The sequence below is a fragment of the Mediterraneibacter hominis genome, from assembly GCF_014287475.1.
GTDB classification, from domain to species: domain Bacteria; phylum Bacillota; class Clostridia; order Lachnospirales; family Lachnospiraceae; genus Mediterraneibacter; species Mediterraneibacter hominis.
Window position 1 is genome coordinate 1,290,125 of the sequence record NZ_JACOPF010000001.1, and the last position, 24,910, is coordinate 1,315,034.

Here is a 24,910-nt window from a genome sequence, read left to right on the forward strand (position 1 = left end):
AAAATTATGGATTTCAACAAAATCAAAGAAGCGGCAAAAAATTATGAAGCGGACATGACAAAATTTTTGCGGGAGATCGTAAGAAATCCCGGCGAAAGCTGCGATGAAAAAGCACATATCGACCGGATCGCCGAAGAAATGAAAAAACTAGAATTTGACAAAGTCGAAATTGATCCTCAGGGAAATGTACTCGGCTACATGGGAGCCGGCAAAACTTTAATCGGGTTTGACGCTCATATCGACACCGTAGGAATCGGAAATATGGATAACTGGAACTTTGACCCCTATGAAGGATTCGAATCCGACACAGAGATTGGCGGCCGCGGCGTTTCCGATCAGTGCGGCGGTATTGTATCCGCTGTATACGGCGCAAGAATTATGAAAGACTTAGGGCTTTTAAGCGACAAATACACGGTTCTTGTAACCGGTACTGTCCAGGAGGAGGACTGTGACGGACTGTGCTGGCAGTATATCATCAATGAAGATAAAGTCCGTCCAGAATTCGTTGTTTCTACAGAGCCTACTGACGGAGGTATTTACCGCGGGCAGCGCGGACGTATGGAAATACGTGTGGATGTCAAAGGAGTGTCCTGTCATGGCTCTGCTCCGGAACGCGGCGACAATGCCATCTATAAAATGGCGGATATTCTCCAAGATGTACGTGCGCTGAATGAAAATGATGATGCAGAGGAGACCGAAATCAAAGGACTTGTAAAAATGTTAAATCCAAAATACAATCCAGACTGGGAGGAAGCGCGTTTTCTCGGACGCGGTACCGTTACCGTATCTCAGATCTTCTACACCTCCCCCAGCCGCTGTGCAGTGGCAGACTCCTGCGCGGTATCTCTTGACCGCCGTATGACATTCGGCGAGACATGGGAAAGCTGCCTGGATGAAATTCGCGCGCTTCCAAGTGTAAAGAAATATGGCGATGATGTCAAAGTATCTATGTATAACTATGACCGTCCTTCCTACACAGGATGTGTGTATGAAATTGAGTGTTACTTCCCGACATGGGCAATTCCAAAGGATCATAAGGTAACAAAGGCTCTGGAGAAAGCGTACACCTCTCTCTATGGAGATAAGCGAATCGGCGCAGAGGAAACACTGCAAATGCGCCAGAGCCGTCCATTGACAGACAAATGGACGTTCTCTACAAACGGTGTATCCATCATGGGAAGAAATGGAATACCGTGTATTGGGTTTGGTCCTGGTGCAGAGGCACAGGCACATGCACCGAACGAAAAAACCTGGAAAGCTGACCTTGTAGTATGTGCGGCAGTATACGCGGCACTTCCAACTATCTACTGCGAGGAACAGTAAGGTATTCCCATATCGAAAGCACATTACATAAACCATGTTGTCTAAATTTAAACACATATATAATTTCATTTATTAAGGAGGAAATAAACAATGAAAACTTTACAGGACTATATTGATAAGCTGAATTCTTTGAACTTTAAGGATATGTACAATGGGGACTTTTTCCTTACATGGGAAAAGACAGATGACGAACTGGAAGCTGTCTTTACACTTGCTGACGCACTGCGTTTCATGCGTGAGAATAATATTTCTACAAAGGTATTTGAAAGCGGTCTTGGAATTTCTCTGTTCCGTGATAATTCTACACGTACCCGTTTCTCTTTCGCTTCCGCATGTAACCTCCTGGGATTAGAGGTACAGGATTTGGACGAAGGGAAATCACAGGTAGCCCATGGCGAGACAGTACGCGAAACGGCCAACATGATTTCTTTTATGGCAGATGTAATTGGAATCCGCGACGATATGTATATCGGCAAAGGAAACGCTTACATGCATGAGGTTGTTGACGCTGTAACGCAGGGGAATAAAGACGGCATTCTGGAACAGAAGCCAACACTTGTAAACCTGCAGTGCGACATCGATCATCCAACGCAGGCAATGGCAGACATGCTCCATATCATCCATGAATTTGGCGGCGTCGAAAATTTAAAGGGAAAGAAACTCGCCATGACATGGGCTTACTCTCCCTCCTACGGAAAGCCATTGTCCGTCCCACAGGGAATTATCGGACTTATGACACGTTTCGGCATGGATGTTGTTCTGGCACATCCAGAAGGATACGAGGTATTCCCAGAGGTAGAAGAAGTGGCTGCTAAAAACGCGAAGAAATCCGGCGGTACATTTACAAAGACAAACAGTATGGAGGAAGCATTCAAAGACGCAGATATTGTATATCCAAAGAGCTGGGCGCCGTTTGCCGCAATGGAAAAGCGTACAGAGCTCTATGGCAACGGTGATTTTGAAGGAATCGATAAGCTGGAAAAAGAACTGCTCGCACAGAACGCAGAGCACAAGGACTGGGCTTGTACAGAAGAACTGATGAAAATAACAAAAGACGGTAAGGCACTTTACCTGCACTGTCTGCCGGCTGATATTACAGGCGTAAGCTGTGAGTCCGGCGAGGTGGATGCCAGCGTATTTGACCGCTACAGAGATCCCCTCTACAAAGAGGCCAGCTACAAGCCATACATCATCGCCGCTATGATCTTCCTCGCAAAATTTGCAGATCCGGCAGACATTCTGAAAAAACTAGAAGAAAAAAAGACACCGCGCGTGTTTGATTAAAACGTACAATGAACGAAAAGTGTATGTATAAGGAAGGAGAAAAACTTATGTTAAAATATGTAGATACAAAAAAGGCTCCAGCAGCTATCGGGCCTTATTCACAAGGCATCGTATTAAATGGAATCGCATTCTTTTCCGGGCAGATTCCATTGAGCCCTGAGACTGGCGAGGTGGTCGGCTCTACGGTAGAGGAACAGGCAGAACAGGTTATGAAAAACATCCAGGCTCTCTTAGACAGCCAGGCCGCGTCATTTACCGACGTAGTAAAAACGACCTGTTTTCTCGCGGATATGAAAGACTTCGCTGCATTTAATGAAGTCTATGCAAAATATTTCACAGGAAAACCAGCTCGTTCCTGCGTTGCAGTAAAAGAGCTTCCAAAGGGAGTGCTCTGTGAAGTAGAGACCATCGCCGCAGTAAAAGAGGCTTAATTCCAGGAGGTCCGTTATGGAAAAGAAAAAACGTATCGTTATCGCTCTGGGGGGCAATGCTCTTGGCAATACGCTCCCTGAACAGATGAAAGCCGTAAAAATTACCTCCCGTGCAATTGTGGATCTGATTGAGGAGGGCTGTGAGGTTGTCGTTGCCCACGGCAACGGCCCCCAGGTCGGCATGGTCAACAACGCTATGCTCGCCCTCACCCATGAGGATCCGCTGCAGCCCAATACTCCTCTGTCTGTCTGTGTTGCCATGAGCCAGGCATATATCGGATACGATCTGCAAAATGCATTGAGGGAAGAACTTTTAAATCGGAATATAACAGACATACCTGTTGCCACTATGATTACCCAGGTTCGCGTGGACGCGCAAGATCCTGCATTTTCCAATCCTTCTAAGCCGATTGGCCGTTTCCTTACAAAGGAACAGGCAAAACAGATGGAAGAAAAATATGATTATATTATGAAGGAAGATGCCGGACGCGGTTACCGCCGTGTTGTCGCCTCCCCTAAACCGCAGGAAATCATAGAAATCGGAACTATCCGCACAATGGTGGACTCCGGCGATTTGGTCATTGCCTGCGGCGGCGGCGGAATCCCCGTTACACGCCAGGGCAATCACTTAAAAGGTGCCAGCGCCGTAATTGACAAAGACTTCGCGAGCTGCCTGCTCGCCAAAGAGTTGGACGCAGACTTTTTGATCATCTTAACAGCAGTAGAAAAAGTGGCAGTCAACTTTGGAAAGCCTGAACAGAAATGGCTGGATGAACTGACTCCCAAAGCCGCTCGGGAATACATGGAAGAAGGACACTTTGCTCCCGGCTCTATGCTGCCAAAAGTACAGGCAGCCGTAGAATTTGCTGAATCCAAACCAGGAAGACAGGCACTCATCACGCTTCTGGAAAAAGCAAAAGACGGAATTCTTGGAAAAACAGGAACAAGGATTCATCTATAGAACGAAAAAATCGGCAGAGAGTGGATTATGCTCCCTGCCATTTTTTTCTGTCAAAAAATTGTTTTAATGCTGGATATAGCTCTTTAAATCTTATATATTGGCTTTCATATCTATCCACAAGTTTTGTTTCTGGAACAACTGTGCATTTCACTTTTGTCAGCTTTTCTGCTGCCTCTTTGATATTCGCATAGCTTCCGCATCCTGTGGCTGCTAAAATTGCAGCACCGTACGCCGGCCCCTCTTCCTGTTCCATACTATCTAATTCCATTCCCATCACATTTGCCATTATTCTACGCCACAAAAAGCTTTTTGCACCTCCTCCGCAGATACTCGCTCTCTTTGGCATCACTCCCGTCATACGTGCCGCTTCCAGCGAATCTCTCAACCCAAACGCCACCCCTTCCATCACGGCAAGTGTCATCTCCTTTCTGGAGGTATTCATATCCATTCCAACAAAAGCAGCACGGGCATTTGGATCATTATGCGGACACCTCTCTCCCATTAAATATGGCAGATACATCACTTTATTTTCCCCCAAGTGTCTGATTCCTTTCTGTTCCTTTCCATAATTTTCCGTCTCCAGTACACTTTCCATCCACCACTTATTGCAGGATGCCGCGCTTAACATGCATCCCATTAAATGATACTTTCCATCTGCATGCGCAAAAGAATGTAATACATACCCTTCATCCATTCTGAATGTATCGCTAGAGATAAAAATTGTTCCCCCTGTTCCAAGAGATATATTGCATCTGTTATTTCCCACTGTCCCTGTTCCTATTGCAGCAGCCGCATTATCACCTGCTCCCGCTACTACTTTTATAGTTCCGCTTATTTCTAATTCGCGGCATATCTCTTTTGTCAATTCTCCGACTATTTCCCAGCTTTCTACCGGTTTTGGAAGCATTGTTTCCGATATCCCGCATATTCTCATCATTTCTTTAGACCATCTTTTATTTTTAACGTCAAACAAAAGTGTACCGGACGCGTCCGAAAAATCTGTGCAAAATACTCCTGTCAGGCGAAAGGTAATATAATCTTTGGGAAGCATGATTTTACAGATTTTAGAAAAGTTTTCCGGTTCATGCTTTTTAAGCCAACGTATTTTGGATGCTGTAAATCCTGTAAATGCAATGTTTCCGGTATATTGTGCCACTCTTTCCTTTCCAATTTCACGATTCAGATAATCTGTCTCTTCCTCTGCCCTGCCGTCATTCCAGAGAATGGCAGGGCGAATTACTTTCCCCTCTTTATCCAACAATACAAGTCCGTGCATCTGCCCGCTTAATCCAATCCCTGCAATTTTGTCTTTCTCCTGATTTGCCGTCAGTTCCTTTAAACCTTCTATTATATTCTGAAACCAAATTTCTGGATTTTGCTCTGCCCACCCTCTTTGCGGAAAAGAAACCGCATATTGTTTAGACACTGTCTTATATACCTCTCCGTTTTCATTCATCAATAGAAGTTTCCCTGCAGACGTTCCTAGATCCATTCCTATAAAAAGCATCGCTTGTTTCCCTGCCTTCTCTTATATACGGTATTTCTTTTCGATATGTTCGATTCTTTCTACTTTGGGAAGCGATGCGCCTCCTGTAAAATCACATTTTAGCCATATATCCAAAATTGTTTTCGCCAGCTCAAACCCTATCACTCGCTCCCCCATACAGAGAATCTGTGCATTGTTACTCTTGCGCGCCCTTTCCGCCGAAAAGGCATCATGGCATACTGCTGCTCTGATTCCTGGGATCTTATTTGCCGAAATTGCCATTCCTATCCCTGTCCCACAGACTAAAATTCCGCGTTCACATTCTTTCGAAAGAATTGCCATGCAAACTCTCTCTGCAACATCTGGATATAAGACTTTTTCTCCTTTTTGCGCGCCAAAGTCTTTCCATTCGATTTTCTTTTTATCTAGATATTCTTCCAACACCACTTTTAATTCATAAGCTGCCTCATCACAGCCAATTGCTATTTTCATCGCTCTCACCGCCTGTGCATTTTCTCCCTGAATTCTTCTAGCTGCCTGTTGTCTGGGGCTGCATTCATAAGACCTGTTTTTGTCACAGCATACGCACCTGCCAGGGCAGCAAAATCCAGGCTTTCGCCCACATCCCTTCCCCGCATCAGGCTATGGAGAAATACACCTCCAAAAATATCCCCTGCTCCAGTAGAATCAATCTCTTCCACCTCATATGGACGGACATAGTATGTTCTTCCTTCTTCAAATGCATAGCTCCCTTTGCTGCCACATTTTAAGGCAATAATTTTCCCTCTCCCGGACCATGTTCTACAAGACTCCCTTTCGTCGCCTTCTCCCAAAAACAACTCCGCTTCTCCCTCACTTGGCAAGAAAAGATTGCTTCTTTCAAAAAATGGAGTACACATTTTTACAAATTCTTTTTCTGCCATCATTTCCTTGCGGTAATTAGGATCAAAGCTTACGATTGTCGTGTCATCGATATAGTTTAATGCCCGTCTGCACGCTTCTGCTATCGACTCACTCACCGCGCAGGCAAAACCGGAAATGTGGAAAACTTTTACATTTTTAAGTACCTCTATATATTCTTCCCTCCATTTCAATTTTGCGGCGGCGGAAGATTTTAAAGTAAAAAAGAAATCTCTTTTCCCATTACTGTACTTCGATACAACGGAAAGCCCTGTCATTGAATCAGGTATCTGTTCTATGTATTTTGTGCAAACATGATGTCTTTCCATCTGATTGACAAACGCGGCTCCAAAATCGTCTTTTCCTGCGGTTCCTATATATACAGTCTTTCGCCCCTGTAATGCACATGCATTTAAAAAGATTCCCGGATCTCCCGCAGGATATGGCCCTTTGAAACACCCCTGTTCTCTTAAAGGAGAGTCATATCCTTCTTTAATAAGTTCCACCATTGGTATCCCAAAGATACACACATCGTTTTCTTTTTCTGAAAATTTCAACATTTTGGGTTTTCACAGTCCTTTCCACTATATCTTTTTCGACAAAAAATCTTTTGTTCTGTCTGCAATAGCCTGTGGAGTCAATCCATATATCTCTAAAAACGTTTTATAAGTAGAAACGGTATGTGGATATTCATCTGGAAGTCCTATCTTCAAGAATCTACATCCTATTTCCGCGTCCATTAAATAATTAGCAATCATGGAGCCCATTCCGTTCTGTATAGAATGTTCCTCTAATGTCACAATCGCGCCTGTTTTTTCTGCACAGTGCCGAATTATCTCTGTATCGAGTGGTTTGATTGTATGCATATCAACAACTCCTGCCTCTATCCCCTTTTTCTGTAAAATGCCAGCTGCCTTTCTTGCTGCCGGTACCATAGTTCCTGTAGCAATAAAATACAAATGCTTCCCTTCGTTTAGTTCAATCGCTTTTCCAATCTGAAAATCATATTCTTCTTCATATATCACTTCTGGTATGCCGCCCCCAAGACGGATATAAACCGGACTATTTGCTTTTAGTGCCGCTTTTAAACATTTTATCATTTCGCTATTGTCAGCCGGACTTAAAACAGTAATACCCGGAAGAGACGTCATAACCCCAATATCTTCCCAGCCAAAATGAGTAACTCCCTGTGTTCCCATCCCTACACCAGAATCGCCCCCTACTATAATAACCGGAAGTCCACTGTACGCTATATCTACTTTAATCTGCTCAAAACAGCGTTCTGTAGCAAATGGCGCAAACGCAAATGCAATCGGCTTCTTTTTATTTCTTGCTAGCCCCGCTGCCACTCCGATCATATTTTGTTCACTTATTCCACATTCTACAAATCGCTTTTTTGCACTTTTAAACCCACAACATCTGCATGCCTGGCCAGAATCAGCGACAACAAAATATACATTTTCATTCTGCTCGGCTATATATTCTACCAACTGACCAAAAAAAGGTCTTTCTTTTATATTCCAATTTTTCACATTTTCTCTGTTAATTTCAAAATTTTTCATATTATTCAAGCTCCTTCATAGCCGTACAATACTCCGTTTCACTTAACTTAATATGATGCCAGTTATTATTGTTTTCTGCCTCAGCGATCCCTTTTCCTTTTATTGTCTTAGCAATCACGCAGGTCGGACAGTTCGTTTTACTTTTTGTTTTGTCCAAAGCCTCCCTTAACTCCTCTATATCGTGCCCGTCTACTATCTTTACATTCCAGCCAAATGCTTTCCATTTCTCTGCCAGATTGTCCCAGTGATCCCATTTATCCACAACACCGCCATATTGGTATCCATTCGCATCTACTATAGCAGTCAGATTATCCAGCCCGTGCTCTGCTGCAAACATAACCGCCTCCCATACGCTTCCCTCTCCATTCTCTCCGTCTCCTAAAAGGACATAGGTGTGATATGTTTTTTTATTCACTTTGGCATCATATGCAATTCCACACGAAACCGACAAGCCATGTCCCAATGAACCAGCCGGATGTTCTATCCCTTTTAGTCCCTTTCCACTCGGATGTCCTGCCAGTCTTGTAAAGTCGTGGTTAAAGGTCCGCATCTCTTCTCTACTGATCATACCTTGCACAATCAGTGGTGCATACAGCCCTAAAACACCATGCCCTTTACTCAAAATAAACCTATCTCTTTCTTCCCAGTCTGGTTCTTCTGGTTTATATGTCATAGCATCGAAATAAAGAACTGCCGCAATATCTGCAAAAGAAAGAGCTGGTCCTACATGTGCGCCTTCACTGCCTGCAATTTTTGCCAATTCCAAGCATACTCTTCTAATCTCTTTTGCCTTCTGTTCTAATTCCTGGGTTGTTAATTTCATCATTTTACCCCTTCTTTTCAAGTTGAATTTTTATTTTTTTCTTTTCTTGGTTTTTCTTTCTGATAACATCCGCTAATACTGCCAAAAAGATTACAATTCCTTTTGCAACATACTGCCAGAACGAAGATACGTTCAACATATTTAATCCATTATTAAGCACACCGATCACGATTACCCCTAATAATGTTCCTCCAATAGTTCCAACGCCTCCAGTGAAGCTAGCTCCTCCTAATACTACCGCTGCAATCGCATCAAGCTCGTATCCATCCCCCGTATTTGGCGAACCTGCTGACAACCTTCCTGCCAATACAATCCCTGCTGCACCGGATAAAAAACCTGAAATAGCGTACACAATCACCTCTGTACGAATCATTTTTATTCCGGCAAATTTGGCCGCCATTCTATTTCCACCAATCGCATATACATTTCTTCCAAATTTTGTCTTATTTAATAGAAGAAAGCATATAAACATGATGGCAATAGTATAGATAATCGGAAGAGCTATCGGTCCAACATATCCAGTTCCTATCTGAACCAGTGTCTGTTCCGTAACGCGTATAGGCATTCCATTTGAGATCAGTTTAGCAACTCCCTGGAATATTGTCTGCGTCGATAGGGTAACCACAAAAGGCGCTATTCCTGTAATTGCAGAAACTGCTCCATTAAATATTCCTACTGCTACACTTAGGAACAAAGCAACTCCAATAACAACCCACAACGGTAATTGCCAGTTCGCCAGCGCATATGCTGTAAATACACCCGAAAATGCTAAAACAGACCCTACACTTAAGTCAATTCCTCCTGTTAAAATTACAAAAGTCATTCCAAACGCTAAAAATGCATTCGTAGAAATCTGTCTGAAAACATTCAAAATATTAGAGGTTTTCAAAAAATTATCCGATATAAGGCTTACTATTATAACCATCACTAACAACCCAATCAGTATTCCAGAATTTCTTCTGACATAATCTGCTCCAGGTTTTACCGTCCTGTTTATCAAATTCTTTTCCGTCATAATTTTCTCCTATAAACTGTTATGCATAATCTTCTCTTGTGAAAAATCTTCTTTATTGAGTGTCGCTGATACCGTACCATGCTTCATAACAACAATTCTGTCACTTGTATTCATTACTTCAGGAAGCTCTGAAGAAATCATAATAATCGCGACCCCTTGCTTTGCCAGTTCATCAATAATCGAATAGATTTCTGTCTTGGCACCTATATCTATCCCTCTTGTCGGTTCATCCAAAATCAATATCTGCGGATTTGTCGCAAGCCATCTTCCAAAAATTGCTTTTTGTTGGTTTCCTCCACTGAGATTACTGATAATCTGTTCAGAGGAAGAGGCTTTAATCCTAAGCGAAGTAAAATATTTATCAATAATAGATTTTTCTCTGTTCTTATTGACCCGCGCATATTTTATAAACTGCTTTAACACACTGAGAGTGATATTATATCCCACTCCCATCTGTGGAATTATCCCTTGCTCTTTTCTGTTTTCCGGAACCATTGCTATACCTGCATTCACCGCTTCACTGGGATTATGAAACACACGCTTTTTTCCATTTACGAGTATCTCTCCCTCATCCGAAGTATATAGCCCAAATAAAATTTGTGCCATCTCACTTCTTCCTGCTCCTATCAATCCTGCAAATCCAAGCACCTCCCCTTTATACAGTTCAAAACTAACGTTCCTTAACATCCCCTTTTTCCCCAGATTTCTAACTTCTAAAATCTTTTCTTTTGTCGGTACATGTGTTGTTGTATAATAATTGGTTATCTCTCTTCCAACCATGGAATATACCATCTCATCTCTACTTAAGCCTTTCGTATCTCTTGTCTCAATAAACTGTCCGTCTCGAAAAACAGTGATGCGATCGCATATCTCCTGTATCTCTTCTAATTTATGTGATACAAATAAAACAGAAATATTCTGTTTTTTCAGATTTTCTATTATTTTATATAATTTTTCTACTTCTCTATTTGTCAGTGATGATGTAGGTTCATCCATGATAATCAGTTTGGAATTTCTTGATAACGCCTTTGCAATCTCTACCATTTGCTGTACCGCAATATCCAGCTTTCCTGTTTCTGCTTCCAACGGCAAATCAATTCCGATTTTCTCGACAATCTGTGCCGCCCTTCTTTTTGCCTCCTTGGCAGAATATATACCTCTTTTACATGGTTCATTTCCCAGCATGATATTTTCATATACTTTTAAATATGGAACCAGACATAACTCTTGATAAATTATGCTGATTCCTCTATTCAACATATTTTCAATGTTTCCTGCGCCAAGATTCTCTCCCTGAAATGTGATGGAGCCCTCGTCGGGTGTATACACACCCGCGAGGATTTTAATAATTGTACTTTTACCAGCTCCATTTTCGCCTATCAGCCCATGTACTTCACCTTCATGTATTACCAAATCTACTTTGTCAAGCGCTTTTACGCCTGGAAAGGATTTAGAAACTCCTTTCGCTTCTAATAGTACAACAGCCATAGTTTGGTCTCCTTTCAGCAATTAAAAGCCTTCATAATCAGCAGCATTTTCTTCTGTAATCAAATCCACATCCAGAAGATTCTCATATTCATATGACTCACCATTAAAATGTTTAATCAATAATTCAGCCGCACCTTTTCCCATATCATAAGGCCGCTGAGCCGCTTCTGCCGTAAGCAGACCTTCCATAATATAATCCGCCTGCTGTTGCTGTCCATCGATTCCATATACCTGCACATCGTCAATCATTCCTGCTGCCTGCAAAGATGCAATAGCGCCCTGTGACGAACCATCATTTATAGCAAACACAACATCTATATCTGGATTTGCCTGTATAATATTGTCCATCGCATTCATCGCCTGATCCATCAATCCTTTGCATGGCTGTTCTGCGATAATTTCAAAATTTTCATTCTGAGCAAGAGTTTCCTCAAAGCCCGCCTGTCTGTCAATCGTACACTTAATCTCCGGATGGCTTAAAATAACAACCTTGCCTCCGTCTAAAGTTTCCAATACATTTTCTGCACAAAGCTGTCCTGCTTTATAATTGTCCGATGCTATGTACGCAATTGTTTTTTCTTTTGCGGCAGCTTCCGCGTCAACAGATACAACCGGAACCCCTGCTTTTTCCGCGGCTTCCAATGCAGGAGTAATTCCTTCATAATCAACAGGCATTACAATCAATCCATCAATATCCTGCTGTAATAGGTCATCACACTGCGAAATCTGCGTTTCAATATCATTATCCGCATAATATTCGATAAGCTCCATTCCATTTTCTTCACATACATCTTTCATACCCTGAGCCAGGGGTACCATAAACGGATCTGATTTCATAAATGCAACGCCAATTTTCTTTCTTTCAAGTCCTCCTTCAGAATCTGTACTTTTTTCTGACAATTGAGCTGTCTCTGACTTGTCTTCTGCTTCTTTCGTTCCACCGGAGCATCCGCAGAGCGCCATGCATGTTACCATAATCGTTGCCAAGAGTATTTGCCTTTTTTTCATTGTACTACCTCCCTGTACTTATATTATTTTGTTAATCACAATATATCATCTTGTTATATATACTTCAATATTTATTTTTAAAAAAGAAGTATATTTGTGAATTTCTTCTTATAATCATTGATTTTTTTGTATATTTTGCATATAATATTTTATATAAATTTATTTTTTTATATTTATTACATATTTTTTCTATATTTATTACTCTTTTTTAATTTTATATTTTTGAAAGTTTTACTTTTTATTTGATTAAAGAAAATATTTTATTTATAATATAGTATATATATTGTTTTGATGAATATTTCACACAAAAATAAAATTATTTATAGGAGCCGCATATGAACAAAACACAGGTAAAACTTCAATTTTTACTTCCTTCTTTGCCACGCGCTGAAAAGAAACTTGCAGAATATATGCAAAAAAACATGGGACAGATTGCCGATATGACTCTCGCAGTACTTTCGCAGGAAACTGGAGTCAGTGAGGCCACTGTTCTGCGTTTATGTAAACGTCTCGGATTTACAAATTTTATCCAGTTAAGGCAGGCTTTTGCCCTTGCTTCTATAGAAGAGGAAGATGCAGAGTTGCCAGAAATTGTTACCGAACAGGACAATATGAAAGCCATTTGTTCCAAAACGATTCAAGGAATCATCCGAACGCTAGAAAATACTCAGCTTTTAATGACAGATGAATACGAAATTGCGCTACAAAAAATTCTCGACGCCAAAAACATTTATCTCTTCGCTACAGGCGATGCTCTGTCAAGCTGTAACTATGCTCATGCCAAATTCAGCCGTTTAGGTCTGCATACGGTTGTTTGTTCAGACGTCGTTTACCAATATGAGACCGCACTTCGCATGACCAAAGAAGATGTGGCAATCGCAATCTCTAGCAGCGGTCGTTCTCAAAATGTAGTCAATTCCGTAAAATTAGCAAAAGAACAGGGTGGATTCGTAATTTGTATTACCCAGACCGGTCGCTCTCCTCTCGTCAAATATTCTGATATTAGTCTGTTTATTTCTTCAATAGATACAACTATCGGAAGAGATAGCGTCAATAGACGTGTTGCAGAATTGGTTATCATCGATTCCTTTTATCAAGGGATTATATTCAGCAATCGCGCTTACTATAAAGAATTGCTTTACTATACAATGCAGTCATCCGAAATAAATAAAATATAAATTTAACGAAGCAACAAGCAGTGCGAAAAGAACAGAAGGACCCTGCGTCATGCTTGCATGTAAGCAGGGGCTTTCTACTTCTTTTCATTCGGCTACTGCCGATAGCGAAATGAAGTGTATGCGAAATTGAGCTGGCACTGCGGAAGTTGACAAAAATGGCTCGCGCAAGAGGGCGTGTATTGCAACGTTCGTCAGGGCTTCGCCGAAATTCCTCACTTTTGCAGCACACGCCCTCCCTCGCTTACACTTTCGCCAGCTTAAGTTTATAATTTCAGACAGAACAGAACCGGTTTCACGTTGCTACAAACTTACAGTCAGAAGTTTTTCCTTCATCTATAGGGAAGTGGCGCCCTAACTGAAATTCATAAAAAAGAGAACGGCTTCACGTTGTTATAGCCCTCCAATTAGAAGCATCTATACTACTTCTGATTGGAAATGCATAGCAGCGTGAAGCCGATTTTTTCCGTTACGAATTATAAACTTAAGCTGGCGAAAGTGTGAGTGTGAAAGAGATACTTTGCGTGAGTGAGGAATTTCGGCGAAGCCCTGACGAACGATGCAAAGCATCTCTTTCACACGTCCCTTTTGTCGCTTAAATTTATCTTCTTTTTTTCTTTTCTTTTTTATTTATTTTTATCAGCGCAATTATATGAAGAACACTAAAGTATACACCAACTATAGCAAGGCATGCGCTGAATATGAGCAGCCCTGTCCCATATTCTTCCTGATATGCATTCAGCAGGACTAAAACCGCGAATACCAGGTATAAAACAGCCAGAGCAATCACTCTGCTTTTTTCCTTCCTTGTGACGATATACTCAAGTGCAGAAACTCTTTTTTCAAAATCTACATCTGTGACAGGTTCGAGTTTCTTCAGAAAAGAGCGCCTGAACGCAATCTCCGCCAAAGCCAGCATAACCGCGCCTGCTATCACTGCCTGAAGCACTGTTAGAAAAGTAGCGCCAAACAAGATTGCCGCAAAGAGAATCACAACAAAACGATTCTTATAAAATAATGCAGAATTCTCATTTTTCTTCTCTATCAAATACCCCTGCTTTGTCACAAAATCATAATAGATTGTACGTTTTCTTTTATCTGTATAAATATTTCTGCCTGACAAGCGGATTTTTTCCGCTGGTTTTGAATTCTTTTTCTTCCCCATTTATCTTCTCTTCCATATCTTTTGTTTATTTATGCTTCTTTTTCCAGCATAGCTTTTCCCATACAGTATGTTTCAAGCACGCGATAGTCCCGATCCAGAACGACTATGTCGGCATCCATCCCCACTTTGATAGAACCTTTCCGGTCATCAATGTGCAGACACGCAGCCGGATTTTTTGTACAAGAATTGATGGCTGTATCTACAGGCACAAGTGCCTCTTCTATCAAAATTCGCAGTCCGTCATTGATACGCAGCGTAGAGCCCGCAAGCCCTTTTGTAGACGTCAAATGAGCGCTTCCATCTGGATAAATCTCAATCTCATTACCGCCAAACAAAAATTTTGATCCGACCGGCTTTCCTTTTGCCATCAGAGCATCACTTACCATCACGCCATAATGTGGCCCCTTCGCCTCAAAGAACTGATGAAGCGCAGCAGGGGTAGAATGATTTCCGTCACAGATGATCTCCCCATACATGCTTTTCATACGGTATGCAGCTCCTACCAACCCGTTTACGCGATGGTTAAATGGAGTCATTCCATTATAAACATGTGTCATTGTTCTTGCCCCATGTACAAATGCCTGGAGCGCCTGCTCACTTGTAGCCGCAGAATGACCGATGCTGACTACCACTCCATGCTCTGCACAGTACCTAGTCAATGCGAAATCCTCATCTGTTTCTGTCGCCATTGTAATATATTTGATTAAACCTTTCGCTGCTTTTTGATACTTCTCAAACTGTTCTACTGTAGGTTTCCGGATAAACTGCTCTGGCTGCGCGCCTTTATACTTCATATCCAGAAACGGCCCCTCGAAATGAACTCCTAAAATTTCAGCGCCTGTATATCCTTTCTCCACTACCCTGGCAACATTTTTAAGAGCCTCTGTCAGGACTTCTTCACTCTGTGTAATCGTTGTCGGAAGAAGCGCAGTAACCCCTTCTGACACAATATTTTTCACCCAATAGCGCAGACCTTCTTCCTGTGCATCATTCGTATCAAACCCGTATGCTCCATGACAGTGTACGTCGATGAATCCCGGCAGAATCCGGTCATTTCCATAGTCATAATCTACTGGATACTTTCCATATTCGTATAGATTTGTAATCTTTCCATCTTTCATTTCTATCTGTGCTGCCACAAACTGGTCTGCCATCCAGACCTTCTTACTTTGGATAATCATAATCCTTCCTCCTGTCTTTTATAAGCTAAAGATACGCTGCACCGCCGCTGCTGCGACAGATGTTTGAAACCTTGATTTTTACCGGCAGTTATACTATAATTTTCTATTATAATGAACTGCATAATCCATATAATACGGGGGATTTTGAACATGATAAATCAAATAGCTGACCATAGCTTCGAACCTTTTGGAACCTTTTATAACGAACCAGTTGATATCGAAAAGCACAACCTTATTCGTCAGGAAATCACATCCAATTCTAAAAAGATAGAACGTCTTTTTGTTTTCTCCTGTGAGACATATATTGAATGTACACAGGGTCTTTCGATGCTTTTAATCGCCAGCTCGCCTGATATGGAGGATCTAAAAACATTTCCCATACGGCACTACATAAAAATCAATCCCAACATGTATTTCAATCTGATTCCTCTTTCCACCCCATTTACCTGGACTCTTATCTCATCCCAGGGGGAGCCCTGCGCGGTTCCGCTTCCGACACCCTATACATATCAGCCAGTGTCCTCACCTTTTCATGTCCGCAGAATTTTAGACTGCTGGTTTACCAATCAGATGGAACCATGCCGTATATCTAAAAGAGCCCATAAATCATATGAACTCATCTACGTATATGAAGGCACTCTGGATATCACTCTCTCACGCGGCATCTATACACTTCAGCCGCATGATCTGATATTGTTTAAATCCGATGCGGCAACCGTAGACATCAAATCCACCTGTTCGTATTTAACCACAATTTTTGATGTAAATCAACGAAAACCTCTGCATATCTTGAATCAAACCTTCCATTGCACCAGTGAATTACAGCAGATTTTATGGAAGCTTTTGATTGAAAGCTTTGCAAATTCATATTATACCCGTACCCTTATGGTCTGCTATTTGCAAGAAGCACTCATGCTGCTTATGCAGTTTTATGAAACCATTAACCACAAGGCATTGTTCTCAGACAGTAAGTCTCATATGAATGATTTACTGTCTGAAATTCTTGCATATATGAATAAGCGTATCGATGAACCAATTACCATAGAGGAAATCTGCCATGAGTTTTATATATCACGTTCTTCTCTACAGGCACTGTTTAAAACCCATTTAAACAGTTCTCCAAAAAACTATCTGCTTAACATCAAGCTGCAGAAAAGCAAAGAACTGATTCGGGAGAACCAGTATACAATCAGCGAGATTGCTTATATGCTTGGCTTTAGCTCTATCCATTATTTTTCCCGACTTTTCAAAAAGTATTTCAATATTACGCCAAGCGCCTATGTAAAAAAAATAATGGATAGCCAGAGCTCACCTCCCGAAGATCTCTGATACGTGTTTTATACGAATTATTCGATCACATTTTGAATACTATAGCGTGATATTTGCACCACCGTAGTTTTATTGATTTCCACATCAATCAGGTCATCTTTAATTTTTACAATTTTTCCATAAATACCGCCTGCAAACATGATCCTTGCCCCAACCTTGATTCCTTCTTGCAGCTTTCGCATTGCTTCTCGGTTCTTTTTCATATTCCGCGAAGAAATAAAGGTCAGTACAACCGCACATATTCCTATCAGGACACCTACAGTCACACAACTCCACCCAATGACTTCCCAATTCATAATTGTTGTTTCTTCCTCCTTGTCAGAACATGGTTTGCCAAAAAGCAAACCATGTTCTTATTTTTTCTATTTCTTATTTTCTTGTATATGGATAAAGAGTTACTCCCTTCACCACTCTGTTTACCTCTCCTGTTGGGCACGGATTATCCGGTGTAATTGACATAGACAGAGATTTCAGTACTGCCAGTGTCTGTGCGAATAAAATGTAATCCAGTCCAAGCAGCACATTTTCTGTCTTTCCATCAAGTTCATATACAGCCGCGTAATCAACCAAAGCAACAACCTCATCGTCCTGCCGGCTCATTACTGCCACAATTTTATTTCCTTTGCGCTGGCCACTCATTTCTTTGATCAAATCGATCTCATACTGTCTTGTATACGCGTCATCACTTAAATACACGACTGTAATTGTATTATCATCAATGATTGATTTTGGCCCATGGCGGAATCCCATCGGTGTATCGTACATCGTTACCACTTTTCCTGCTGTCAGCTCCAGCATCTTTAATGCCGATTCCTGTGCAGTTCCTTTTAAAGTATTGCTTCCCAGATAAACGATCCTGTTAAAATCATATTCTCCTACAATTTTCTGCGCAATTTCGAATTTACTGTCCAGGAAATTCTGCCCTGCTGCCGCAGTCTTCCGTACTTCTTCCAACACTTTATCAAGTTCTCCTAAATGGAAGCAAAGATACGCTGCCAAATACATATTCGAGTAACTAGATGTCATCGCAAAGCTCTGATCATGCGTTTCCGGTGTCAGATTGATTGCATAGCAATTCTCTGTTACAGCAGCTCTTTTAGATAGAGCACCGTCCTTATTACATGTGATAAACAGATGGTAAATATTATCGCACACACTTTCTGCAACGTCAATGGCACCCACTGACTCCGGTGAATTTCCAGAACGCCCGAAGCTAATTAACAATGTAGGTTTTTCCCGAGACAAATACGCCTCCGGTGTTGCCACAATATCGGTTGTCCCATAAGATTTTGCTTTATGGTTTAAAACTCCTGCCAGATGTGGGAACAACGCATTTCCGACAAACTCGCTTGTCCCTGCTCCAGTCAAAATCACATCAAAGTCTTCACAGGTAATTACTTGATCAATGAATTTCTGGATTGCGTCCTTCTCCGCTTCAATCTGTTTGCATGTTTTCTCCCATGTTGCGGGCTGTTGATAAATCTCTGTAAGAGTAAATGTTGAGGAAGTTTCTTTCATCTTTTCCTCAGTCACATCAAAAATCTTGCTCATTTTCTTTTCCTTTCTCCTTTTTTGAGCCGCCTTACATAGCAGCAGAATATTTTTTATAGTATGCAGATTAGATACCGTCCTCCGACTCTTCCTGTACTACCTGCTTGAATTCATATTTTGTCACTTGTTCTTTTCCTGTCTCCAGAACTGAATCTACCAGTCCGTCCAAATCATCCATAAACTTTCTGGACATAACGATCTCCACCAGCATCGGCAGATTTGTTCCGGCTATAATCCTGACATTGTCTTTTCCATGTCCAAGCTGGGCTGCCACATTAAACGGCGTTCCTCCCATCAAGTCTGTAAATAATATAATTCCTTCACAATCCTTTAACTCATCCATCGCCTTCGTAAGCTCACGCGTCAAATCTTCTGTACTGTACGTCGGCAAAAAATCAACATAACGATATGCTTCCTGTTCCCCTGCAATCAAATTCACGGAACTTGTCATACCTGAACCAAAATTTGCATGTCCTGTTACTAATAATCCAATCATTCTATCTCTCCTACTCTAAAGCATGTTCCCCGTCTGTATTTTCCTCTCTAAGACATCTGTCAACAACAGGCATATAAACAGACCTTGGATGAAAACACGCTTTTGCACTTTGATAATATGCTATTGCATTTTTCTTATCATTCAGATAAGAATATTGCTTTGCCACCATAAACAGAATTACGCCAAGCGCAAATCCATAATACTTCTTGGAATTAATCTCCTCCACCATCTCATCTATCAGGTCATTTCTTTCATCCAGCATGACAGCATACGCCATCTCATTGTAATGAATGAAAGCAGGCTCCTTCGTATTCTTTATCTCTTCCAGAAGCCAGTCTGCATATTTACGGTTTCCTTTTATCAAAAATGTATGAAAATATACTTCCAGAAAGCTCTTTTTATCTGCAGGATCCCGATATTTTGTCTCTATCATATATCGAAGCATCTTTTCAAATTTTTCATGCTCTTTGGCTATATAATATACCCTCAATTTGTACAAGTCACAGACATATTCACCCAATAATCTTCGAGACATACCCATATCCGCTACCCGTTCTACCATATCACTGTCTTTCTTACGAAGCGCAACATCCATACTGTGCAGCTGGAAATTTTTTATGCCCTGGAAAACAAAATAGCCCACGGCCGCAATGATTATAATCGAAATTGTTACTGTATTCAAATAGCCACCTGATTTCCGTATAAAAGTAAATGGGAGGGGGGATTAAAATCCCTCCCCTCCCGGTTATCCACCGCCAAAAAACGGCAGACTATTTCATTTAGAAGAACAGTTATTCCGCTGGTGCCTCCGGTTCCGGATAATCATACCACTCTACAAGAGGTGTATATCCGCCTGGAAGTGTATTTCCCTCAGCATCCATTGCCTTAGAATCACCTGTCCAAATACCAAACGCACATCCTACGATACCAACTACCAGTATCAAAATGATACATCTTACCGGTGTCCAGCCCTTCTTAATCAGAGCATAGATTCCTAATGTAATCAACAACGGGATCAATTTTGGCAGCACGCCGTCTAACAGTCCCTGAATATTAATCTGTGTATCGCCTACAATCATACGTACTGTGGTGCTTCCATAGTTGGCAATCAGTCCGCCGACTACGAAAATACCAAGGATACTTGCAGCACGTGTAAATTCTTTTGCGTTAGATGTCAGCAGAGTAACTGCTTTTGTGCCCAGTCCATAAGACCAGTACATCAATGCAAAACGGATGACAAACTGTGCTACGTTGAAGATGAGCAGGAAGAGAATAGCACCAATAATCTGCCCTTCCATCGCCATATTCGCTGTCAATCCTGCCGTAATAGGAACCAATGTCAGCCAGAACAATGCATCACCGATACCACCCAGAGGGCCTGCTGCAGAAATACGTACAGAACGAATCGTCTGTGTGTCCGCCTTATTCTGCTCAAGTGATAACACGATACCCATTACAAATGTTACAAGAAACGGATGTGTATTCAAAAAATCTAGGTTATGCGCCATAGACGCCTTCAAGTCTTCTTTATTCGTATGTATCTTCTGAAGACCTGGAAGCATAGCCCAAAGCCAGCCTGCCGCCTGCATTCTCTCATAGTTGAAGGATGCCTGCAGGAAACAGGAAAGCCAAACCATCTTATTCAGAGTTTTCTTATCCAGCTGCGGTGCCGGAGTCAGGTCTTGATATTTATCAGGAATATTATATGCCATCCTCGTCACCTCCTACATAGCCGGCGCCTGCGCCTGCGTTCTGTTTAATTCTTGTCTGCATTGTAAAGTCATAGATTGCAATTGCAACTCCTACGAATGCACAAAGAATCAAGGTTGCTCCAGATGTTGCTGCATTTGAGCTGCAAAGCAGGGACATTGCAAAACCTGCGAGCAGGAATCCCCACATTTCTCCGGACATCATAACCTTCATCAGGATAGCAAATCCGACAAACTTCATAGCTCCGCCTGCCGCATCCAAACCTGCCATTACCCATGAGAACTGATAAGAAAAGTCTTTCAATGTATCGCCAAGTGCTGTACCGCCGTACAGACCTGCTACAGCCAATACACCAAAAAGTACACCTAAGACTCCCATCTCAAGGAAGTTAATGTTGCGGATACCTTTTACATCTGCATTTTCTGCATATTTATCCGCTTTTGTCATCATACCTGACATAAATGTAAATGTCAGTGTTACTGCATACTGTCCAAATACTGCAAACGGAATTGCGAGTCCCAATGCTGCGCCGACACCGTCCGCCGTCGCCTCCATGTTCAGAGACACAGCAAATACGGTTGCCATGATACCTCCCATAATTGCATTTGGCGGCTGTGCCCCACCAATCGGCATACTACCGATTTGGATAAGCTGGTAAGCACCACCTACTACGATACCAAGCTCAAAGTTACCTAAGATTGCACCGATAATCGGGCAGGTTACAATTGGCTGGTACAGAGACTCTAAAAAGCTGAACTGGTCAATACCCATGATAAAGGCAACTACGAAGACCAGAATCGCCTGGATAATTGTAATATCTCCCATGTTTGCTCCTTTCCAATAAACTAATAAACCAGACTAGTTATTTAAATAATTTGTCAATACTCTCTGCCGGTGTATCCGGAACACGCTTAATTTCCAGTTCCACACCTAACTCCTACATTTTCTTGAAAGCCGCAACATCATCATCATTAACCGCAACTGATGTCGCAACCTGACGCTTTCCATCAGCCATGTGCATATTTCCGATGTTTACTTTCTTGATCGGCACTCCACCCTCAACCAGCTTCAGCACATCCTGTGGTGTCTCGCAGATAATTGCAATATGCTGGTTAGCAGAAGCTTTGTGGATGATATTGATTGTCTTCTCCAGAGTGAAGAACCTTGTCTGCGCATAAGATGGTGCAGCCATATTCATCAATCCCTGGCGGAACTCATCCCCGGCAACTGCGTCATTTGCAACCAGCAATAGGTTTGCACCTACTACACCACACCACTGCGTTGCAACCTGACCATGAATCAGCCGATTGTCAATTCTCGTCAATCGAATATCTGGCATGTTCGTATCCCCCTTTCTTATAATTTCCGACATTTATCAGGCCGGTAAAAGCGCCGTCCTAATGCCTTTTAAAAAGCACTCCTCATATTCTTAACTTGTGAGAAGTAACATCTGCTTACAAAATTTATTATACCAAAATTTTACGCAATTAATTTGCACTTTTTATCTTTTCTCTTGCATTTTTGATTATATGATTTCACCAAAAAACACCAGGAAATCCTCCCTCTTTGATACAAATAGGACAATTGCTGGTGTTTTTCTCTGTTTTAATTTATATTTTCTTTATTTTTACTTTATATTCTCCTTATTTTTCCTACTTTCATAAGAAAATTGACATCCACAGTAATCCTGTCTGTACAGCCCATACTCTCCTGACAATTCAATAGAACGTTTGTAACCGTTCCTTTTCTTAAAATCAGAACAAAGATAGGGAATTCCGTACCTTTCTCCGACTTCTTTGCCAATTTCATTTAGCTTCTGCGCATTTTTCATAGGGCTGATGCTCAAGGTCGTAGTAAAGTAGTCAAATCCACCCTTTCGTGCTGTCTCTGCTGTCTGTGCGAGACGAAGCTCATAGCACTTAAAGCACCTCTCACCGCCCTCTCGAATATGCTCTAAGCCCGCCGCTATTTCGTCAAATTTTTCCTTATCATATCTTCCTGCTAAAAAAGAGACCGGATATTTAAACGACATCTCTGAAATCAGCGTTTGCTGTTCCAAAAGCCGCTTTGTGTACTCGCTCTCCGGATAGATATTGGGATTATAGTAATACACAGTAATCTCAAAATGCTCTGACAGGTATTCCAGCACATAGCTGCTGCATGGTGCACAGCAGCTATGCAGCAGAAGCTTCGGCACCCTTTTCTCTCTTTCCAGTCTATCCAGTATTTTCTCCAGCTCTTTCTGATAATTAATCCTCTGTACGTTCATATAACTAACTCCTGTACTTTTCCTGATGCTGGCACAAAAACGTACCTTTTGTAAGCCTTGTGCCTATATTTATATACAGTATACCATATTTGAACGCTATGCACCTATATTTATTTTCTTCATAAACTAACTATATATCTGTCGACTGGAGTGATGTTATGGACGCAATCTTAAAATTATCCAAAATAAATTATGCTTATCACAGTTATAAAGGAGAAACAAAAGCACTCTCTGATATATCTTTCTCAGTCAGCTCCGGAGAATTCACCGCCATTGTCGGCCCATCCGGATGTGGAAAATCTACACTGCTCTCTCTGATAGCAGGTCTCTTAAAACCAGAAAAAGGAGAAATTACCCTCTGTGGAAAAACATTAGATGAAAGCACAGTCAATGTCGGCTATATGCTGCAACACGATCATCTTTTTGAATGGCGCAGCGTTTATCGAAATATTCTGCTCGGTCTCGAAATCCAGCACAAAGTAAATGCGCAAACCCGTAAAAAGGCAGACGCTCTTCTGGAACAGTACGGCCTTAAAAATTTTCGTAATGCAAAGCCTTCTGATTTATCCGGTGGAATGAGACAGCGGGCCGCCCTTATCCGAACACTGATTTTAGAACCAGAACTTCTCCTTCTAGACGAACCATTTTCTGCCTTAGATTATCAGACTCGGCTTTCTGTCAGCGATGATATAGGACAGATTATACGCAGTTCAGGAAAAACAGCACTGCTTGTCACACACGATCTGTCCGAGGCAGTCAGCCTTGCAGATCGCATTATCATTTTAAGCCGTCGCCCTGCAACCATTGTAAAAATACTACCTGTTACATTCGCACTCGAAAAGGATACGCCGATGGAAAGGCGAAACGCGCCGGAATTCAAGAATTATTTTAATATTATATGGAAGGAGCTAAAGACATATGAATGAATTTTCCAAAGGACAACAATTATATCTACGCCGCCTGCGCAGGCATCACCGCATTGTCATAGTCTCCCGTATTCTGATTCTGATTTTCTTTCTTCTTCTCTGGGAAATTGCTGCTAATACAGGACTGATCGATTCCTTCATCTTCAGCAGCCCCTCCAGAGTGGCAGAATGTTTTTGGGAAATGGTGATCGATAAAACAATCTTCCTCCATATCGGCGTTACCTTGTACGAGATTATCGTAAGCTTTCTACTGGTTACATTTTTCAGTATCTTAATTGCTGTAATACTCTGGTACAGTCGTAAATTATCTGAAATACTTGACCCCTATCTCGTCGTATTAAACAGCCTTCCCAAGTCCGCCCTCGCCCCTCTTCTTATCGTATGGTTGGGCGCAAATGAGACGACGATCATCGTCGCCGGAATGTCTGTAGCAATTTTCGGAAGCATATTAAACTTATATACCAGCTTTACTTCTATTGACGAAGAAAAAATCAAACTGATTTACACGCTGCGCGGCACAAAGCGACATGTACTTTCCAAAGTCATACTGCCGGGTTCCATACCTGTCATAATCAGCAATATGAAGGTTAATATCGGACTTTGCCTGGTAGGTGTCGTCATTGGAGAATTTTTGGCCGCCAGAAACGGGCTTGGCTATCTGATTATCTATTCCAGCCAAGTCTTTAAACTAGACTGGCTGCTGATGTCTATTGTGATTCTGTGTATTATCGCAATGGTACTGTATCAGGGAATTGCTCTGCTGGAAAAATGGTGCAGGAAAAAGTTTTGAAATCTGCGGCAAATTTAAGATACCCCATACTGTTCTA

General features: G+C 41.7%; 26 protein-coding genes. 8 read left to right on the plus strand and 18 right to left on the minus strand.

Annotated elements, in window-relative coordinates; genetic code table 11:
- The first annotated feature begins 6 nt into the window (after positions 1 to 6).
- The 4 genes from H8S37_RS06240 to arcC all read left to right on the plus strand — a co-directional run bounded on the left by H8S37_RS06240 (position 7) and on the right by arcC (position 3,999).
- Positions 7 to 1,323: a YgeY family selenium metabolism-linked hydrolase gene (locus tag H8S37_RS06240; protein ID WP_186875137.1), complete on the plus strand. Its 1,317-nt coding sequence runs from the start codon at positions 7 to 9 to the stop codon at positions 1,321 to 1,323.
- Between the two features lie 90 nt (positions 1,324 to 1,413).
- Complete coding sequence (ygeW, locus tag H8S37_RS06245) at positions 1,414 to 2,607, plus strand: knotted carbamoyltransferase YgeW (protein WP_186875138.1); 1,194 nt, start codon at positions 1,414 to 1,416, stop codon at positions 2,605 to 2,607.
- A 47-nt stretch (positions 2,608 to 2,654) separates the two neighbouring features.
- Positions 2,655 to 3,038, plus strand: a complete 384-nt coding sequence (locus H8S37_RS06250) for a RidA family protein (protein ID WP_186875139.1) — start codon at positions 2,655 to 2,657, stop codon at positions 3,036 to 3,038.
- Between the two features lie 16 nt (positions 3,039 to 3,054).
- Entirely contained in the window at positions 3,055 to 3,999 is a 945-nt protein-coding gene (arcC, locus tag H8S37_RS06255) for a carbamate kinase (RefSeq protein WP_186875140.1), read from the plus strand.
- Between the two features lie 25 nt (positions 4,000 to 4,024).
- Here the strand turns inward: arcC and xylB are convergent, their stop codons facing one another.
- Genes xylB through H8S37_RS06295 form a run of 8 tightly spaced genes read right to left on the minus strand, consistent with a single transcriptional unit; the run spans position 4,025 to position 12,281 of the window.
- Positions 4,025 to 5,506 carry a xylulokinase gene (gene xylB, locus H8S37_RS06260; RefSeq protein WP_186875141.1) on the minus strand — a complete coding sequence of 494 codons (1,482 nt, stop codon included), beginning with the start codon at positions 5,504 to 5,506 and terminating at the stop codon, positions 4,025 to 4,027.
- A 21-nt stretch (positions 5,507 to 5,527) separates the two neighbouring features.
- Positions 5,528 to 5,977 carry a ribose 5-phosphate isomerase B gene (gene rpiB, locus H8S37_RS06265; protein WP_186875142.1) on the minus strand — a complete coding sequence of 150 codons (450 nt, stop codon included), beginning with the start codon at positions 5,975 to 5,977 and terminating at the stop codon, positions 5,528 to 5,530.
- Positions 5,978 to 5,982: 5 nt separating this feature from the next.
- Positions 5,983 to 6,945 carry a sugar kinase gene (locus tag H8S37_RS06270; protein ID WP_186875143.1) on the minus strand — a complete coding sequence of 321 codons (963 nt, stop codon included), beginning with the start codon at positions 6,943 to 6,945 and terminating at the stop codon, positions 5,983 to 5,985.
- 24 nt (positions 6,946 to 6,969) lie between these two features.
- A complete protein-coding gene (locus H8S37_RS06275) occupies positions 6,970 to 7,947 on the minus strand; it encodes a transketolase family protein (protein ID WP_186875144.1) in 978 nt (325 codons plus the stop codon).
- A gap of 1 nt (position 7,948) precedes the next feature.
- Complete coding sequence (locus H8S37_RS06280; RefSeq protein ID WP_186875145.1) at positions 7,949 to 8,773, minus strand: transketolase; 825 nt, start codon at positions 8,771 to 8,773, stop codon at positions 7,949 to 7,951.
- 1 nt (position 8,774) lies between these two features.
- Positions 8,775 to 9,785: an ABC transporter permease gene (locus tag H8S37_RS06285; RefSeq protein WP_186875146.1), complete on the minus strand. Its 1,011-nt coding sequence runs from the start codon at positions 9,783 to 9,785 to the stop codon at positions 8,775 to 8,777.
- Between the two features lie 9 nt (positions 9,786 to 9,794).
- Entirely contained in the window at positions 9,795 to 11,273 is a 1,479-nt protein-coding gene (locus tag H8S37_RS06290; protein WP_186875147.1) for a sugar ABC transporter ATP-binding protein, read from the minus strand.
- A 21-nt stretch (positions 11,274 to 11,294) separates the two neighbouring features.
- Complete coding sequence (locus H8S37_RS06295; protein ID WP_186875148.1) at positions 11,295 to 12,281, minus strand: substrate-binding domain-containing protein; 987 nt, start codon at positions 12,279 to 12,281, stop codon at positions 11,295 to 11,297.
- Between the two features lie 335 nt (positions 12,282 to 12,616).
- Between H8S37_RS06295 and H8S37_RS06300 the strand changes: the two genes are divergently transcribed.
- Positions 12,617 to 13,459, plus strand: a complete 843-nt coding sequence (locus tag H8S37_RS06300; protein ID WP_186875149.1) for a MurR/RpiR family transcriptional regulator — start codon at positions 12,617 to 12,619, stop codon at positions 13,457 to 13,459.
- A 598-nt stretch (positions 13,460 to 14,057) separates the two neighbouring features.
- Here H8S37_RS06300 and H8S37_RS06305 read toward each other — a convergent pair.
- Both H8S37_RS06305 and nagA read right to left on the minus strand, forming a co-directional pair.
- Positions 14,058 to 14,621, minus strand: coding sequence for a hypothetical protein (locus H8S37_RS06305; RefSeq protein WP_186875150.1), 564 nt, complete (start codon positions 14,619 to 14,621; stop codon positions 14,058 to 14,060).
- A 29-nt stretch (positions 14,622 to 14,650) separates the two neighbouring features.
- Positions 14,651 to 15,802 carry an N-acetylglucosamine-6-phosphate deacetylase gene (nagA, locus tag H8S37_RS06310; protein ID WP_186875151.1) on the minus strand — a complete coding sequence of 384 codons (1,152 nt, stop codon included), beginning with the start codon at positions 15,800 to 15,802 and terminating at the stop codon, positions 14,651 to 14,653.
- 150 nt (positions 15,803 to 15,952) lie between these two features.
- On the opposite strand from nagA, the gene H8S37_RS06315 reads away from it, so the two are divergent.
- Complete coding sequence (locus H8S37_RS06315; RefSeq protein WP_186875152.1) at positions 15,953 to 17,131, plus strand: AraC family transcriptional regulator; 1,179 nt, start codon at positions 15,953 to 15,955, stop codon at positions 17,129 to 17,131.
- A 17-nt stretch (positions 17,132 to 17,148) separates the two neighbouring features.
- Here H8S37_RS06315 and yajC read toward each other — a convergent pair whose 3' ends face one another.
- The 8 genes from yajC to H8S37_RS06355 form a co-directional block, all read right to left on the minus strand.
- Positions 17,149 to 17,427: a preprotein translocase subunit YajC gene (gene yajC / locus H8S37_RS06320; RefSeq protein ID WP_186875153.1), complete on the minus strand. Its 279-nt coding sequence runs from the start codon at positions 17,425 to 17,427 to the stop codon at positions 17,149 to 17,151.
- A 73-nt stretch (positions 17,428 to 17,500) separates the two neighbouring features.
- Positions 17,501 to 18,682, minus strand: coding sequence for an SIS domain-containing protein (locus H8S37_RS06325; RefSeq protein WP_186875154.1), 1,182 nt, complete (start codon positions 18,680 to 18,682; stop codon positions 17,501 to 17,503).
- A gap of 67 nt (positions 18,683 to 18,749) precedes the next feature.
- Positions 18,750 to 19,178, minus strand: a complete 429-nt coding sequence (gene agaF, locus H8S37_RS06330; RefSeq protein ID WP_186875155.1) for a PTS galactosamine/N-acetylgalactosamine transporter subunit IIA — start codon at positions 19,176 to 19,178, stop codon at positions 18,750 to 18,752.
- Between the two features lie 10 nt (positions 19,179 to 19,188).
- Positions 19,189 to 19,860: a hypothetical protein gene (locus H8S37_RS06335; protein WP_186875156.1), complete on the minus strand. Its 672-nt coding sequence runs from the start codon at positions 19,858 to 19,860 to the stop codon at positions 19,189 to 19,191.
- 109 nt (positions 19,861 to 19,969) lie between these two features.
- Complete coding sequence (locus H8S37_RS06340; RefSeq protein ID WP_186875157.1) at positions 19,970 to 20,890, minus strand: PTS system mannose/fructose/sorbose family transporter subunit IID; 921 nt, start codon at positions 20,888 to 20,890, stop codon at positions 19,970 to 19,972.
- The gene (locus tag H8S37_RS06345; protein ID WP_186875158.1) at positions 20,880 to 21,713 is read right to left on the minus strand and encodes a PTS mannose/fructose/sorbose/N-acetylgalactosamine transporter subunit IIC; all 834 of its coding nucleotides are present in this window, start codon (positions 21,711 to 21,713) and stop codon (positions 20,880 to 20,882) included. The genes H8S37_RS06340 and H8S37_RS06345 overlap by 11 nt, the downstream gene beginning before the upstream one ends.
- Positions 21,714 to 21,825: 112 nt before the next feature.
- Positions 21,826 to 22,227, minus strand: a complete 402-nt coding sequence (locus tag H8S37_RS06350; RefSeq protein WP_330604867.1) for a PTS sugar transporter subunit IIB — start codon at positions 22,225 to 22,227, stop codon at positions 21,826 to 21,828.
- A gap of 288 nt (positions 22,228 to 22,515) precedes the next feature.
- Entirely contained in the window at positions 22,516 to 23,157 is a 642-nt protein-coding gene (locus tag H8S37_RS06355; RefSeq protein ID WP_186875159.1) for an epoxyqueuosine reductase QueH, read from the minus strand.
- Between the two features lie 158 nt (positions 23,158 to 23,315).
- Here H8S37_RS06355 and H8S37_RS06360 point away from each other — a divergent pair, with 158 nt between their 5' ends.
- Positions 23,316 to 24,083 (plus strand): ABC transporter ATP-binding protein, encoded by a 768-nt coding sequence (locus H8S37_RS06360; RefSeq protein ID WP_186875160.1) that lies wholly within the window; start codon positions 23,316 to 23,318, stop codon positions 24,081 to 24,083.
- Positions 24,076 to 24,873 carry an ABC transporter permease gene (locus H8S37_RS06365; protein ID WP_186875161.1) on the plus strand — a complete coding sequence of 266 codons (798 nt, stop codon included), beginning with the start codon at positions 24,076 to 24,078 and terminating at the stop codon, positions 24,871 to 24,873. Before H8S37_RS06360 ends, H8S37_RS06365 begins: the two co-directional genes overlap by 8 nt.
- Positions 24,874 to 24,910: the final 37 nt, after the last annotated feature.

What these genes read in the sequence shown, in the direction of transcription:
- H8S37_RS06355 (WP_186875159.1), bottom strand. Translation starts at nt 23,157, where the DNA reads ATGAACGTACAGAGGATTAATTATCAGAAAGAGCTGGAGAAAATACTG.
- H8S37_RS06300 (WP_186875149.1), top strand. Translation starts at nt 12,617, where the DNA reads ATGAACAAAACACAGGTAAAACTTCAATTTTTACTTCCTTCTTTGCCA.
- H8S37_RS06295 (WP_186875148.1), bottom strand. Translation starts at nt 12,281, where the DNA reads ATGAAAAAAAGGCAAATACTCTTGGCAACGATTATGGTAACATGCATG.
- H8S37_RS06350 (WP_330604867.1), bottom strand. Translation starts at nt 22,227, where the DNA reads ATGCCAGATATTCGATTGACGAGAATTGACAATCGGCTGATTCATGGT.
- H8S37_RS06250 (WP_186875139.1), top strand. Translation starts at nt 2,655, where the DNA reads ATGTTAAAATATGTAGATACAAAAAAGGCTCCAGCAGCTATCGGGCCT.
- agaF (WP_186875155.1), bottom strand. Translation starts at nt 19,178, where the DNA reads ATGATTGGATTATTAGTAACAGGACATGCAAATTTTGGTTCAGGTATG.
- H8S37_RS06315 (WP_186875152.1), top strand. Translation starts at nt 15,953, where the DNA reads ATGATAAATCAAATAGCTGACCATAGCTTCGAACCTTTTGGAACCTTT.
- H8S37_RS06360 (WP_186875160.1), top strand. Translation starts at nt 23,316, where the DNA reads ATGGACGCAATCTTAAAATTATCCAAAATAAATTATGCTTATCACAGT.
- yajC (WP_186875153.1), bottom strand. Translation starts at nt 17,427, where the DNA reads ATGAATTGGGAAGTCATTGGGTGGAGTTGTGTGACTGTAGGTGTCCTG.
- H8S37_RS06340 (WP_186875157.1), bottom strand. Translation starts at nt 20,890, where the DNA reads ATGGCATATAATATTCCTGATAAATATCAAGACCTGACTCCGGCACCG.
- xylB (WP_186875141.1), bottom strand. Translation starts at nt 5,506, where the DNA reads ATGCTTTTTATAGGAATGGATCTAGGAACGTCTGCAGGGAAACTTCTA.
- H8S37_RS06285 (WP_186875146.1), bottom strand. Translation starts at nt 9,785, where the DNA reads ATGACGGAAAAGAATTTGATAAACAGGACGGTAAAACCTGGAGCAGAT.
- arcC (WP_186875140.1), top strand. Translation starts at nt 3,055, where the DNA reads ATGGAAAAGAAAAAACGTATCGTTATCGCTCTGGGGGGCAATGCTCTT.
- H8S37_RS06365 (WP_186875161.1), top strand. Translation starts at nt 24,076, where the DNA reads ATGAATGAATTTTCCAAAGGACAACAATTATATCTACGCCGCCTGCGC.
- H8S37_RS06270 (WP_186875143.1), bottom strand. Translation starts at nt 6,945, where the DNA reads ATGTTGAAATTTTCAGAAAAAGAAAACGATGTGTGTATCTTTGGGATA.
- H8S37_RS06290 (WP_186875147.1), bottom strand. Translation starts at nt 11,273, where the DNA reads ATGGCTGTTGTACTATTAGAAGCGAAAGGAGTTTCTAAATCCTTTCCA.
- ygeW (WP_186875138.1), top strand. Translation starts at nt 1,414, where the DNA reads ATGAAAACTTTACAGGACTATATTGATAAGCTGAATTCTTTGAACTTT.
- H8S37_RS06275 (WP_186875144.1), bottom strand. Translation starts at nt 7,947, where the DNA reads ATGAAAAATTTTGAAATTAACAGAGAAAATGTGAAAAATTGGAATATA.
- H8S37_RS06305 (WP_186875150.1), bottom strand. Translation starts at nt 14,621, where the DNA reads ATGGGGAAGAAAAAGAATTCAAAACCAGCGGAAAAAATCCGCTTGTCA.
- H8S37_RS06345 (WP_186875158.1), bottom strand. Translation starts at nt 21,713, where the DNA reads ATGGGAGATATTACAATTATCCAGGCGATTCTGGTCTTCGTAGTTGCC.
- H8S37_RS06280 (WP_186875145.1), bottom strand. Translation starts at nt 8,773, where the DNA reads ATGATGAAATTAACAACCCAGGAATTAGAACAGAAGGCAAAAGAGATT.
- H8S37_RS06240 (WP_186875137.1), top strand. Translation starts at nt 7, where the DNA reads ATGGATTTCAACAAAATCAAAGAAGCGGCAAAAAATTATGAAGCGGAC.
- rpiB (WP_186875142.1), bottom strand. Translation starts at nt 5,977, where the DNA reads ATGAAAATAGCAATTGGCTGTGATGAGGCAGCTTATGAATTAAAAGTG.
- H8S37_RS06325 (WP_186875154.1), bottom strand. Translation starts at nt 18,682, where the DNA reads ATGAGCAAGATTTTTGATGTGACTGAGGAAAAGATGAAAGAAACTTCC.
- nagA (WP_186875151.1), bottom strand. Translation starts at nt 15,802, where the DNA reads ATGATTATCCAAAGTAAGAAGGTCTGGATGGCAGACCAGTTTGTGGCA.